This is a genomic window from Rhizobium etli 8C-3, assembly GCF_001908375.1.
Classification (GTDB): Bacteria; Pseudomonadota; Alphaproteobacteria; order Rhizobiales; family Rhizobiaceae; genus Rhizobium; species Rhizobium etli_B.
Genome location: NZ_CP017243.1, coordinates 114,203 through 126,995, shown reverse-complemented (window position 1 = coordinate 126,995; position 12,793 = coordinate 114,203). Strand labels below are relative to the sequence as shown.

Annotated in this window: 9 protein-coding genes and 2 pseudogenes; 3 read left to right on the top strand and 8 right to left on the bottom strand. The window is 56.4% G+C overall.

The genetic code is table 11. The features are described 5' to 3' along the window. Positions 1 to 277 precede the first annotated feature (277 nt). Positions 278 to 1,273 carry an AraC family transcriptional regulator gene (locus AM571_RS23145; protein WP_004673281.1) on the top strand — a complete coding sequence of 332 codons (996 nt, stop codon included), beginning with the start codon at positions 278 to 280 and terminating at the stop codon, positions 1,271 to 1,273. A gap of 70 nt (positions 1,274 to 1,343) precedes the next feature. Here the strand turns inward: AM571_RS23145 and AM571_RS23140 are convergent, their stop codons facing one another. Together AM571_RS23140 and AM571_RS23130 are read right to left on the bottom strand one after the other, a co-directional pair. After that, positions 1,344 to 1,529 (bottom strand): hypothetical protein, encoded by a 186-nt coding sequence (locus AM571_RS23140; RefSeq protein ID WP_004673279.1) that lies wholly within the window; start codon positions 1,527 to 1,529, stop codon positions 1,344 to 1,346. Positions 1,530 to 2,050: 521 nt separating this feature from the next. After that, positions 2,051 to 4,060, bottom strand: coding sequence for a HAMP domain-containing methyl-accepting chemotaxis protein (locus AM571_RS23130; protein ID WP_004673275.1), 2,010 nt, complete (start codon positions 4,058 to 4,060; stop codon positions 2,051 to 2,053). A 398-nt stretch (positions 4,061 to 4,458) separates the two neighbouring features. Here AM571_RS23130 and AM571_RS23125 point away from each other — a divergent pair. Together AM571_RS23125 and AM571_RS35810 are read left to right on the top strand one after the other, a co-directional pair. Then, positions 4,459 to 4,918 (top strand): annotated as a pseudogene (locus AM571_RS23125) (helix-turn-helix domain-containing protein); the annotation flags it as partial. 460 nt (positions 4,919 to 5,378) lie between these two features. After that, positions 5,379 to 5,921: pseudogene (locus AM571_RS35810) on the top strand (reverse transcriptase domain-containing protein); the annotation flags it as partial. A 68-nt stretch (positions 5,922 to 5,989) separates the two neighbouring features. Here AM571_RS35810 and AM571_RS23110 read toward each other — a convergent pair. The 6 genes from AM571_RS23110 to AM571_RS23085 form a co-directional block, all read right to left on the bottom strand. After that, positions 5,990 to 6,175, bottom strand: coding sequence for a hypothetical protein (locus tag AM571_RS23110; protein WP_004668636.1), 186 nt, complete (start codon positions 6,173 to 6,175; stop codon positions 5,990 to 5,992). A gap of 284 nt (positions 6,176 to 6,459) precedes the next feature. Continuing rightward, positions 6,460 to 7,947, bottom strand: coding sequence for an NAD-dependent succinate-semialdehyde dehydrogenase (locus tag AM571_RS23105; RefSeq protein ID WP_004668634.1), 1,488 nt, complete (start codon positions 7,945 to 7,947; stop codon positions 6,460 to 6,462). A gap of 23 nt (positions 7,948 to 7,970) precedes the next feature. Continuing rightward, positions 7,971 to 8,990: an ABC transporter permease gene (locus AM571_RS23100; RefSeq protein WP_004668632.1), complete on the bottom strand. Its 1,020-nt coding sequence runs from the start codon at positions 8,988 to 8,990 to the stop codon at positions 7,971 to 7,973. A gap of 11 nt (positions 8,991 to 9,001) precedes the next feature. Continuing rightward, a complete protein-coding gene (locus AM571_RS23095) occupies positions 9,002 to 9,976 on the bottom strand; it encodes an ABC transporter permease (RefSeq protein WP_008534336.1) in 975 nt (324 codons plus the stop codon). Further along, positions 9,973 to 11,526, bottom strand: a complete 1,554-nt coding sequence (locus AM571_RS23090) for a sugar ABC transporter ATP-binding protein (protein WP_004668627.1) — start codon at positions 11,524 to 11,526, stop codon at positions 9,973 to 9,975. The genes AM571_RS23095 and AM571_RS23090 overlap by 4 nt, the downstream gene beginning before the upstream one ends. Before the next feature lie 91 nt (positions 11,527 to 11,617). Further along, positions 11,618 to 12,784, bottom strand: a complete 1,167-nt coding sequence (locus AM571_RS23085; RefSeq protein WP_004668626.1) for an ABC transporter substrate-binding protein — start codon at positions 12,782 to 12,784, stop codon at positions 11,618 to 11,620. Positions 12,785 to 12,793 lie beyond the last annotated feature (9 nt).

Sequence of the window (12,793 nt, the reverse complement as noted above, 5' to 3'; positions counted from 1 at the left end):
TGTGGAAGCCAGTCATCGCATCATTAGAGGCTTCCCAACTGCAGCGCTGAAAAACTAGGAGGCCATCTCGAGCGGGAGAACGTGGATGTCGGTGCTGGTGATGATCCGCCATGACGAAAGCCTAGGGAATGAGAGATTCAACCGGCCTCCACAAAGGTCCGAATCGGTCATGTACGCGATCAAAATCGCTCGCACGCCATCCGGTCTCGAGCTTTGAAGGTTTGGAAAACTAGTCCCGGCATGTGCGAGTTGGTGTTCATAGATAGGTTTATATTGGATGACCGAAAGTTTGTTCAGCAAGCCCGATGAAGGGACCTTAGTGAAAGACAACTTTATCGAGGGCTCCGATCCCGAACGTCTTTTGCCTTTGATATCATCGCCCCTGGCGTCCTCTGACCTTGCTCAACACGACAGTAGATCGCTTAACTCTCGCTGCAGTCGAATTTCCCTTGATGGTTTTGGCGTTGCGGATGCCCATCATGAAGGGGCGTTCTCGGTCATGATAGATTCCCCAGTTGACGTCGTAACGGTCTTCCTGCCGGCGTCCGGGAATGCAGTCTTTCATTGGTCTGGGCAACAGGTAGAGTCGCCGCATGTTGCAAATGCTCCGCTGAATGCCCGACAAGATGGCATAAGATCTCAACTGTCATTGACGATCGATACGCAATCCTTGCGTGACAAGCTTTCTCGCATGCTCGATCGGACGATCAGCGGAAATCTGCAAATTCAGCCGACCCTTGATCTTGCATCGAGCGCGGGAACGCTCATGCGAGAACTAGCCCTGTCTGCCCATCGCGGCCTCAGTGCCGGGGGGGCTCTGCGACAATGCCCGTCGGCCTATAGCTCGCTCCTCGACGCGATAGAGTACCTTTTGATCGAAAGCTGTATGCATCGCTATACCGATGAACTTCGTCGTCCGTCTCCGTCTCCCACGCCTCGCCACGTGAAACGGGCAATGGAGTTTATGGAAGAGCATATGGCTCAACCCATTTCCCTTAACGATATCGCCGCTGCGGCCAAGGTCAGCGTGCGGACTTTGCAGCACGGCTTCCGACAATTTCGTAATACCAGCCCCACAATGCACCTCCGAGACTTGCGTATGTGCGCAGCTCGACAGGAACTGCTGCAAAACGGCGCTAAAATCAGCGTTTCGGAAATAGCGCTTAAGTGGGGCTTCACACACCTCGGCCGTTTTGCTGCAGAGTACAAGAGACGTTACGGCGAACTGCCATCTAAAACAGTGCATATGATGGCCTCTCCGCCCGAAAGCTGACCCGGAAATAGCCCTTCGCGATGGCGCTGTGGTTCGCAGCGCTCCACCGGGCTATACCATCGCTGCGCCCTTAATTTTTCGGTCTGTCGCCACAGACGGTCAGCAGCCGAGCGTACAGTGCTTCAAGGTGATTGGTGATTTGGATCATTTGCAGCCGCTCTTGCTCCAGGCGCTGCGACTGTGCATCTTCGTGGCTTTCTAAGTGGGTATCTGTCTTAGCCTGTTGCCCGAAATTGATTGCGATAACTTTGGACATCTTCGAACTCTCGTTGAATTTCGTTAATACTCCGCGTCTTGAAGGAAGACAGTCGCGGAAGGTGAAAAAGCAAAAGTCTGCTAGGCAGCTGCGATGCGTCCTGATTGGTGCCAAACCTTTGCTCAAAACTAAGGGAGCATTCCATCCCTTGTTCAAGCGGAGTGATTCCGTAGCTGAAGGTTGGGTCGAAGTCGCGCCTAAGTCCGAACCGGTTGGATCCGATCGCCGTTGATCGATAGAATGCCAGAGACCTGATCGACGACCGGGCCGATGATACCATCTGCTACCTCAACGACGACAATGGCGCTGTGGCTAGACCGATGGGATTGGTTATCTCGGCAGCAAGCTCTATCACCGGAATGACAGAACCGGCAGATCCCTGAACCGAGAACATGCGTTAGGGGCAGCGGCGTCGCCTCTGCTAACCCCCGGATTTCCGGGATCAACGTCGTCTTCATGCAGAACTGCTGGCTGCCAGATGGAAACCGATAATATCCTGCGGTGAATTATGACATGATTCATTAAAACTCTTCCCATTCCTTAGTCGCGACAGCGGCTGTAGTACGTCCGCCGAAGGCGCCGGCAAGCTTCTGGGAGAGGGCACGCGCTGGCGAGGCGGCCGGCTTACCGTTCTGGTGGGCAACACGCCGTACAAAAGTCGAACCGTCGAGCCTGAAGCGCGCAATAAGCCGCGCCAGATTGGAAGCCTCATCCGCCAACCGGTTGGTGGCCGCCGTCGATTCTTCCACCATCGCCGCATTCTGCTGGGTCGTCTGATCCATCTGGTTGACCGCAGTGCTGACTTCCGCCAGCCCGGTCGATTGCTCTCGTGCCGCCGTCGAGATCGTATGAACGTGCTCGTTCACCTTGATCACGTGGCCTCGGATTAGACCAAGGGCATCGCCTGTGGCCGTTACCAGCCTGACCCCAGTTTTGACCTCGTCGCCGGACCGGTTGATCAGCGCCTTGATATCCTTGGCGGCAGTGGCGGAGCGCTGTGCCAGTTCACGCACCTCCTGAGCCACAACGGCGAAACCCTTTCCAGCGTCACCCGCACGCGCCGCCTCGACGCCGGCGTTAAGGGCCAAAAGATTGGTCTGGAAGGCGATCTCGTCAATGACGTTAATGATCTGGCCGATTTCATCCGAGGCCTGCTCGATGCGGCCCATGGCGGCGACCGCGTCTTTGACAACCGCGCTCGACTGCTCGGTGCTTCTGCGTGCCTCATCGACCATATGGCTGGCTTCCGTGGCTCTTTCTGTCGAGCTTTTTACCGCCACCGTGATTTCCTCAAGCGCCGAAGAGGTCTCCTCCAGGGCCGCGGCTTGCTGTTCCGTGCGCTTTGAAAGGTCGCCTGAGGCGATGCGCATCTCGCCGGCTCCGCCGTTGATCGTGTCGACGGCGGAGCGAACCTCGCCTAATACGGATCGAAGGGCTGCCATGGTGGCGTTGACATTACTCTTCAGTTCACCAAAGGCTCCCTGAAACTCGCCGCACATGTTTTCCGTCAGATCCCCATCGGCAAGCGCTGAGATAACTCGGCGAGTTTCGGCGATGCCCCGGTCAACAGAGGTGACCAGCTCATTGACGCTTCCTGCAAAACGGTCGAGAGCCGCATCGCCGTATTTCTTGGTGATGCGATGGGTGAAGTCACCGGCTACGGCGGCTGACACCACCTCGGCAATGCTCGACTGCAAGTCGGCGCTCTTGGCCTGCAACGCGGCCTCCTGCGCGTTCAGATCGCGGGCCTTGATGCTGTTTTGCTTGAATACCTCAACGGCTCTCGACATCTTGCCGATTTCGTCGGCGCGCATTGCGAAAGGAACCTCAGTGTCGAGATTACCATCTGCCAGTACGCCCATCGTGGTAGTCAACCGCGAGATCGGATCGGTAATCTTCCGGATGCAGTAAAGCAGGGCTATAATGCCCGTCGTAGTTGCCAGCGCCATGGCAAGAATGGTGACCAAAACCGTCGATGAAACGGCGCCCATCGTGTTTCCGACGGCCGCGACTCCACCACGCTTGTTAACTGCGACATCCTGGTCAAGGAGCGCTCCGCTATCATTATACAGTTTCGTCGTGGCGTCACTCGTTAGAAGAGCAAATGCTTCATCCTTCTTGCCTGCCTGCATTAGTTTAACAATCCGCTCGCCATCCTCCTGATATTGCGTCCACAAAGCGGAGAACGCGTCATAGGCCTGACGCTCCTCGCCGGATGTCACCATCGGCTCATATTCACCACGGGCATTCGCGAGATCCTCCATCTTCTGGCGGAAGGTGGTGATATTATGCGCAAGGCTCGTCGAATCTGATGAGTTTGTCACCAGCCTGAACTGCAGGATGCGGTAGTCCCCGGTGATCGTATTGATCCGATTTATCACATCGATCGATGGCAGCCAGTTGCTGGCAACTTCGGATATATTGCTCCTAATGGACAGCAGCTTGACGATACTCACGATGCCCTGGCCCGCCGCGAGAAGAGAGAGCAGAACAAATATCAAAGATAAAGCGAGTCTAATGGACTTGGGCATAAAGGCAAACCTTTTAGGTGAGGTGGACGATCGACTTGTCTACTCAAATCTTCCAATTGCCGTTTCATTCATTCGAACGGCAGATCAATCTTGTGGGTCTGTGACATAGCTGAGAATACCTATTGGTTGCGTTGGTTAATGAAGCCTTTCCTGCCCGTCTCGAATGCAAAAAGACGACGTTTTAAGGATAGTCAGGCGTCCAATGGATCGTCCGCGCTTACAAGGAGGATGCAGCCGGCAAAATTTCATTTGGCGCCGTTCGAAGAGCATCATCGTTTTCAGCAACCGAGTTTCGCCCCGCCACGAGCGACCTAGAGCAAGTCCTGCGATCGATGAATCGATTGTGATGTGACGGCGTCCATCGAAGCTGATTCAACTCCACAGAGAAGAGGTGGATGATGGGACAGGCCCTGAGCGATGATCTTCGAATACGGGTTTTGAAAGCGTCTGCGGCGGGCATGTCGGCTCGACAGGCTGCGGCTCGTTTCGGAGTTGGGATTTCGACGGCGATCCGCTGGATTGCAAGAGCGAAAGAGGGTGAGCTGACTGCTCGGCCACAGGGCTGGAGACGACCTTCGGCAGTGGATGCACACGAGGAATTCGTTGTCGCGTTGATCAACGAGCGTAGGGATGTGACGCTCGATGAGATGGTTGAGCGCTTGTCCGTCGAGCGGCAGGTGAAGATCAGCCGCAGCGCACTTGGCGCTTGGCTTCGAAGCCGTGGGTGGACCTTTAAAAAGGACCGCACACGCACTGGAGCAGGACCGACCGGACGTCCTGAAGCGCCGGCGCGCCTGGTTCGATGGTCAATTGGACCTCGATCCGGAGAAACTGATCTTCATCGACGAAAGTGTGCTGCAGAGGCACGGAAGGAGTTCAGTGTGAGCTAACCCCGTAACGTGAAGCTGCGTGAATGATGGAGGATGGCCCTCCGGGATCGGCTTTCAGGAGCGGGTCTCAAACCAGTCCGAGCTGCTGCGGTAAAGAGCCGTGGTGGTGAGCGCCGGATGAAAAGTTCGGACGAGATCCGAGCAGGTGCGTGTCCGAAGACGAACGAAAGTGAACCCTCCGAAGACGCGCCGTTATGAATATAAGCGTCGTCGAAACCAGGACTGTTTCGTCATCCTGGGACAAGTCCGCCGGGTGCCTGATGATTGGGCGGGCGGCGACCGGCGTAGAGGGGGCGTGAGTTGGACACAGGCTTTCACCCGGAACTGCAGGAACCAGGCTCCTGATGCCAAGGGAGAAGCCCAAGCGGAGAAACCGTAAGGCGAGAGTACCGATGCAGGAGACTGGGGCGGACCGATCCGTATGAGCGTTGAGGGCCCTGTAATGGGGCCGGAGCAAAGGGATCGGATCAGGTGGTCGTATTGTTTGGAACAACTGGAAACAGGACTTCGATAGGTACGACAGACAAGCCGTTTCGGATTGAGAAGCGGCAAGTGTACGAAGCTTACAAAGCGGTCAAAGCCAACCGTGGTGCAGCCGGGTGGACGGTGAGACCCTGGAGATGTTTGACAAAGACCTTGCGAGAAATCTCTACAAGATCTGGAATCGGCGGTCAGTGATCGGATCGCGCAGATGGTGGTCAAGCAGATGATTGATCCGGAATCCGACATCAAAGCTGTTCGACAATCTTCCGCATGATCTCTTGCTGAAGACGGTCAGAAAAGACGTTAAATGCAACTGGGCTCTGCTCTACATCGAAAGATGGTTGACCGCGCCTATGGAAAAGAACGGAGAAGTCATTGAGCGGATGCGTGGTACCCCGCAAGGGGGCGTGGTCAGCCCGATCCTATCGAATCTCTTCCTGCATTACGCGTTTGACGTCTGGATGACCCGGACGCATCCGGATCTACCATAAAGGCCTGGCGCCGGCGAAGATCGGCGGCTACGTCAAACCGACACTGAGGGTGCGGCCGCCGACAACTACACCTTGACGCGTCGCTGGTTGACGCGAATGGCTTTCGCTTGACCCTCCACGCTGGCACGTGCAGCATCGTCGGCCTGATCGATTTCAGGACGAACGCGTGCATCGATCGGGTGGTGATCATGCTCCTGCTCAGGACTCCGATACGTTGAAACGACAACGCCACGGTGCAACAGCTCGTTCATGTCGTGTTACCTCTTCGAAGGCTACAAGCTATCTGGGAAAGACTTACCTTGTAGGGCATTGGCGGAAGGATCGACAATCGAAAAGACAGGCAGAAATCTCGTCTGCAAGGCCGGCCCCAGAAGGGGTCGGAAGGGAAGATCCGTAGGACAGCTCCCGCGAAACCTCTAGAAAAGTCCAGCCTTTTGAGACCTCGCAACCGGCGGAGAGGATGTTGCTGTCCTGCCTCTATTCAACAGACCTCTCCCCCTTTAAGTTCAGTCGGCGAGCGACCCTTGGGCGATCGCTATGCGCCGATCCCGCCCATGCAGACGTATTTCATGGATAAGAAGTCATCCATTCCGTACTTTGAGCCCTCTCGGCCGAAGCCGGATTGCTTGACGCCGCCGAATGGCGCTAATTCGGTGGAAATCAGACCCGTGTTCACGCCAACCATGCCGTATTCCAGCGCCTCTGTGACCTTCCAAACGTTCCTGAGGTCGTTGGCGAAAAAGTAGGCTGCCAAGCCGAATTCCGTATCGTTCGCGAGTTCGATGACTTCCTCGACAGTATCGAACTTGAACACCGGAGCCAGAGGCGCGAAGGTTTCCTCACGCGCAACCTTCATATCCTTTGTGGCACCCGAGAGAAGCGTTGGTTGGACGAACGTGCCTCCGCGAGCATCGCGGTCACCACCAACCACGACAGTCGCACCCTTGGTCACAGCGTCATCGATATGACCATAGAGCTTTGCTACCGCTTCATCGTTGATCAACGGGCCGATCGTCGCCCCGCTCTCAAACCCGTCAAGAACCTGCAAGGCACTCACGCGCATTGCCAGCTTCTCGACGAACCTGTCATGGATCCCGCTCTGTACGTAAATACGGTTCGCGCACACGCAGGTTTGACCCGCGTTACGAAACTTAGAAAGCATAGCCCCCTCGACCGCCTGGTCGAGATCTGCATCGTCGAAAACGATAAACGGCGCATTGCCGCCGAGTTCCAGGCTCAGCTTCATGATCTTCTGGGCGCCTTGCGCCATCAAGATACGGCCAACTTCGGTCGAACCGGTGAAGGTCAGTTTCTTGACGACCGGGTTGGAGCAGACCTCCTCGCCAAACATTCTTGCATTATCCGTCGGGAGGACGCTGAACAAGCCATCGGGTATTCCGGCACGCTCCGCGAGGATCGCCAATGCAAGCGCCGATAACGGAGTCTCGGCAGCAGGCTTGAATACGATCGCGCAGCCGGACGCGAGCGCCGGCGCGATCTTGCGGCACACCATCGCCGACGGAAAGTTCCAAGGAGCGATGGCGGCCACAACGCCAACCGGCTGCTTGATGACAAGCAGTCGCTTGTCGGCCTGGTGACCTGGAATGGTGTCACCATAGACACGCTTGGCTTCCTCACCGAACCATTCGATGTAGGAAGCGCCGTAAGCAATCTCGCCACGCGCTTCCGCCAGTGGCTTGCCCATTTCCGATGTCAGAATTACGGCCAGGTCTTCAGCGTTAGCTACCACCTCTTCGTAGAACTTCCGCATGATCAGCGAGCGTTCCTTCGCCGAAACCCTAGCCCACTTCTTCTGTGCAGCCTTTGCAGCATCGATAGAGGCTCGCACTTCAGCAAGGCCAGCGCTAGGCAAAGAGGCAAGGACGTCCATCGTGGAGGGGTTTAGCACGTTGATGCGTGTGCCGTTTACCCCTTCGCTCGACCACTTTCCTCCAACCAGCATCTGCTCGCGAACGAGAGTCTGGTCCTTCAAACGGCCTAGCAGGGTGCTGGAGATTGCCATGGATCTTCCTTTCTATGCATTGATCATATCTGATTTCGAATGTGTGGTGACCGTGCGTATATCGCGACCATCGGAACGATGAGCAGACCGACGACAGCCTGCTGCGCCGGAAAGTTCAGTCCGAGGCCAACTAGAAGCGAGGTCAGTACAGTCAGGACAAGAACACCGAGCACTGTCGCGCCATAGCCGCCCGCCCCACCAAGAAGCGACGTCCCTCCAATCACCACCGCTGCTACGGTGGTGAAAAGATAAGGGTCGCCCACGCCGACGAAGCCACCACCGGAAAACCCTAGTAGCAGCATGCCCGTGATTGCAGACATGGCACCGCTGACGCTATGGATGACGGTCCAGACCTTGAATTCGGAGATTCCGAGGCGGGCGGCCGCCGTCCGGCTTCCGCCGACGGCGTAAATGCTGCGGCCAAACCAGGTGTTGTACATGAACCATCCAAGCGCGATGGCGACGATAGCCCAGATCACGATGACCGGAGGCAGCGACAGGCCGAAAAACTTTCCGTTGAACGCCGAAATGTTCCTCAGCCATTCGGGTACCGGAGCAAACACTGTACCACCAAACGCCGAGCCGAGTGAGGTGTAGATCTGGACCGCACCGACGGCCGCGAAGCCAACTCCGAGCGACATGATCAGCGCTTGCCCTTGGAGACGGAAGCTCAGGGCGCCATTGGCGGCCCCGACAAGCGCACCGAGGAGCATGACAACCAGCATCGCGAGGGGAGCGGGAATACCTGCGACCATAAGGCTGGGAAGGAGGATGTTCGCGCCTCCAATAATATATGGTATCGAAAGATCGAGCGCACCGACCAGAGCGCACAGGGTCTGGCCAATGGAGGCAAGCCCCAGAAACGCTGCGAGAAGAAGGATTGAACGCGCGTTTTGGGATGATACGAAGCCGGGGACCAGCAATGCACCGAGTGCTAAGAGAGAGGCCAGAAGAACAAAGCCAATGACGATGCTCCGATGAGCCTTGAGCGGGTTAGACTTCTGAGCCGATTTGATTTCGGAATTCATAACTGTCGCGACCATTATCTTGCTCCTTACACAACCGCGCGGCGACTGATGACAAAGACGTTCACGAGAAGTGATCCGACGAGGATTAAGCCGAATGCCATCTGGGTAACGAACCCCGAAACCGTGCCGAAGTTGAAGGTGGAGAGGAGATAGGAGATGAGGAACATGTTGATCGCGCCAAGCGTAGATCCAAGTGCTCCACCACGACCACCGGAGAGGCTCGCACCTCCGAGAACCAGGGCCGTAACAGCCTGAAGGGTGTAGGTGCTGCCCTGCGTCGGATCACCAGAGGAGATCAGCGCCGTGTAGCTGAGGGCGGCAAGTCCAGCGAATGCTCCACCAACAACGTGGGCGATGATGCGGACTGCGTCCACTCGAACGCCGCTCGTATACGCCATGCGCTCATCCGCACCCGTCATGCGAAGGTTGCGGTAAAACATAGTCCCCCTGAGAAGGAGCCATAATGCATACGCTGCAACCAGCAACAGCAAAACAGGTGACATGATGTCGGTCCCCGCCCCCCAGCTAAGCATCCAGTCGGGCGCGACTCCACCCGGTCGGGACATCACCATCAGGTTCAACCCGGAGAGGACAAGAAAACCCGACAGCGTAACGATTATCGGAGCGACACGCACATAAATGATAACCAGCGCCTGGAGTAGCTGGAATGCCGCTCCCAGGCCGACTGCCCATACTATCACTGCGATAGGGTTGGTAATTCCGTTACCCACAAGCCAGGTAATAAGGGTAACGTTGATGAACCCCATCAAGGGGCCAACTGAAAGGTCCACTGCTCCACGACCCGCCATGACAATGGGGGTGAGGGCAAGCGCCGTTAGAATCAAGGGCGTGGCGACAAGGATTGCACCTGCGAGGCCGTTGTTCGTGAATAGCCCGTGTCCGCGTAGGGCAACGGCGACCAAAAGGACAATGAATAGGCCGGCCGGCACGAAGAGGGAACGGTCCTGGGTGATTTGACGGAATGCGATTCCAGACATCATGCAGTCCTTTCCAGATCGAACTCGATGGAGGCGTTTGGCGATTTTCCAAACATTGCGGCCAAGATTGGCTCTTCCGCTATGTCCTCGCCTGCTAGCGACCGGAAAAGCCTTCCAGCAAAGAAGACGTCGACGCGGTCCGCAAAGCCGATGAACTCTTCGATTTCGCTTGATAGATAAATCACGCTGCCACCCTTCTCCGTGAACAGGCGCAGTTCGCGGTAGAGATCGCGCTTCGTTCCGAGGTCGACACCGCGAGCGGGATCGTTAAGGACGATGACGGACGGTTCGTTTGCAAAGGCACGGCCGATCAAAACTTTTTGCTGATTTCCGCCCGACAGTGAGGTGATCTTGTTCGCCGGACTTCCAATCTTAATCCGGAGCCGATCCACCTCGCGTTTGAACATGGGTTTGAGGCCGGCCTTATTGATTATACCAAGAGGACCGAGGTTCTTTCGATAGACGCCGATGGCAAGATTTTCGAAGATGCTCTGCTGAGGGAAGATACCTTCACGCTTGCGGTCGCCGGAAATATACGAGATTCCTGCTTTGGTAGCGTCTTCGAGCGATGCGACCTTTTTCATTCTCTCGGTGCTGGATGACCAGACTTGGACATTACCACCAAAAGGCTGGATGATACCCGCAACGGCGCGTACGAAAGCGTCCTGCCCCTGCCCGTCGAGTCCTGCAACACCGATGATCGCTCCTTTCGGTAGATCGAAATCGAAGGGCGCTGCCGCGCTGTGAGTAACGAGGTCTCTTACCGCTACCACGGCCGGCGCGGCGGCGCCTACTTGCTTTGATTCGTACGCCTTCGCGTCGCTTGCGTTTCGGTCCGCGGGCGTCATCATTGAAAGCAGGTTCTCTTCAGTTATTTCATGCTTCTCGAGCGTACCAATGGTGACGCCGTCGCGAAGGATCGTGGCTCGATCGGCGATGCGGACAAGTTCAGCGATCCGATGCGTTACGATCAGCACGGTCGCACCTTCCCTACGGAGACGATCAATTTCCTCGTGGAGGCGGATCGTGGAATCGAGGTCTAATGCCGCAGACGATTCATCGAGGATGAGGACCTTCGGCCTGCGCAAGACCGCTCGCGCAATAACTATCCATTGCTTGACGCTCAGAGGCAATGCCCCAACGTTCTGATCGAGATCCACGGGCTTGCCGACGAGGCGTTTCAGGATCTCCTCAGCCTCGGTACGCCGACCACTGCCGCCCTGCGAGCGGAAGATGCCGTCGCGCCCGACATACAGGTTTTCCAATACACTGGCCTCGTCGGCCACCAGCACTTCCTGGAAGATCGTTGTCAGCCCGATGCGCTTGGCGTCAGTCGGAGTCGAAATCTCTTCTCCAAGGACCGAAACGCTCCCGGAATCTGGGTGCAACACTCCAGACATGATCTTCGCCATCGTGCTTTTGCCACTTCCATTCTCTCCGACGATGGCGTGCACTTCTCCGGCCCGGGCTTCAAAATCACACTTCTTTAAGGCCTTAGTCTCGCCGAAAGACTTGGCAACATTGATCAACTTGATCGTAGTTTGGTTTTGCATCGGAGATCCTCTAATCCCAACGGCCGCGCGAGGCGGTCCTCCCACAAGAGAAACTTCTGTCCGGTGGCAAGACCCACCGGGCAGAACAGTTTCACTTCGACACAGGCTTCCAGGGATTAGCCGGGCGTTCGAAGTAGTCTGCAGCAATCGCAGCAGGAAACCACCCGTCCGCCTTGGGCTCCACGAAGTCTGTCGAGTTCAAGTCGCAATCTTCTGGTATTGCCGCGCGGACTTCATCGATGGTGTAAGGCAAGACGGGTCGAAGGAAGGACTGAACCTTAGGGCCTTGTCCCTCCAATGTGCGGAGCATGATCTCCCACATCTGTTGCATCTCGCGACGCGGCGGCCAAATATGGAAACTCCTGTCCACAAACTCGGGGTTCTTGCGCCAGTAGCACGCGGCGGAAGCTTCCCCCCCGAGAGTAATCGGGATCATGTCTCGACCTGACTGCAGCATTGCGTTGAGAACGCCGTTCTCTTGGGCCCCCTGCGTGAGGATCCCATCAATCTTCGTCGGGTTCGTCGCAAGAAACTTCTGAACTTCGACCTGGGCCACCTGGTCGGTCCACTTCCCTGCAACTTCACCGACGATCTTTATGTCGGGGTACTTAGCAAGTGCTTCCTTAGCCGCTTTGTCAAAGCTGTCCGAAGAAGCGAAACCGGGAATACCAGAAACGAGAAGGATATTGCCCTTCTTTCCTATTTTTTCCGCCAGCCACGTCGCCATCTCGGCACCGCCCTGCGCGTGATTGGCCGCGCCATTGATGGCGTATGGCGACGTCACGTAGCCCGAAAATGAGAACACCGGCACACCGGCTTTGTAGGCATATTCGATCGTCTGATTAAGAGCCGTGACGTTCGAGCAGCAGATGATGATTGCATCGACGCCTTCGTCCACCATTTGACGCATCTGCTGGATCTGAACGGCGTCTTTAAGATCCGACTGGGTGACCACGACATCAGACACCAGGCCCGCAGCCTTTGATCGCGGTAAAAGATCGCTCATGACCGCATCGAGAGCTGCGGCTCGCCAGGTGTTGCCAGCGTAGCTGCTTGCATAGCCGATCTTCCACGGAGGACCCTTTTTGGGCTTGAAGTCTTTGTAGGCGCTCGCCCCCAATGGAATCTGCGGATCTACAGTTTCATAGATCTTCTTTTCTGTAGCCGGTAGCTGATCGACACCATCCGCGTAAGCGGTTGTCGCCAGGGCGCTAACCGAGATCAGCGCCCCAAGTGTGACATTCAGAATGCACCTCATTGAAGTTCT

What these genes read in the sequence shown, in the direction of transcription:
- AM571_RS23085 (WP_004668626.1), bottom strand. Translation starts at nt 12,784, where the DNA reads ATGAGGTGCATTCTGAATGTCACACTTGGGGCGCTGATCTCGGTTAGC.
- AM571_RS23100 (WP_004668632.1), bottom strand. Translation starts at nt 8,990, where the DNA reads ATGGTCGCGACAGTTATGAATTCCGAAATCAAATCGGCTCAGAAGTCT.
- AM571_RS23145 (WP_004673281.1), top strand. Translation starts at nt 278, where the DNA reads ATGACCGAAAGTTTGTTCAGCAAGCCCGATGAAGGGACCTTAGTGAAA.
- AM571_RS23110 (WP_004668636.1), bottom strand. Translation starts at nt 6,175, where the DNA reads ATGAACGAGCTGTTGCACCGTGGCGTTGTCGTTTCAACGTATCGGAGT.
- AM571_RS23140 (WP_004673279.1), bottom strand. Translation starts at nt 1,529, where the DNA reads ATGTCCAAAGTTATCGCAATCAATTTCGGGCAACAGGCTAAGACAGAT.
- AM571_RS23105 (WP_004668634.1), bottom strand. Translation starts at nt 7,947, where the DNA reads ATGGCAATCTCCAGCACCCTGCTAGGCCGTTTGAAGGACCAGACTCTC.
- AM571_RS23090 (WP_004668627.1), bottom strand. Translation starts at nt 11,526, where the DNA reads ATGCAAAACCAAACTACGATCAAGTTGATCAATGTTGCCAAGTCTTTC.
- AM571_RS23130 (WP_004673275.1), bottom strand. Translation starts at nt 4,060, where the DNA reads ATGCCCAAGTCCATTAGACTCGCTTTATCTTTGATATTTGTTCTGCTC.
- AM571_RS23095 (WP_008534336.1), bottom strand. Translation starts at nt 9,976, where the DNA reads ATGATGTCTGGAATCGCATTCCGTCAAATCACCCAGGACCGTTCCCTC.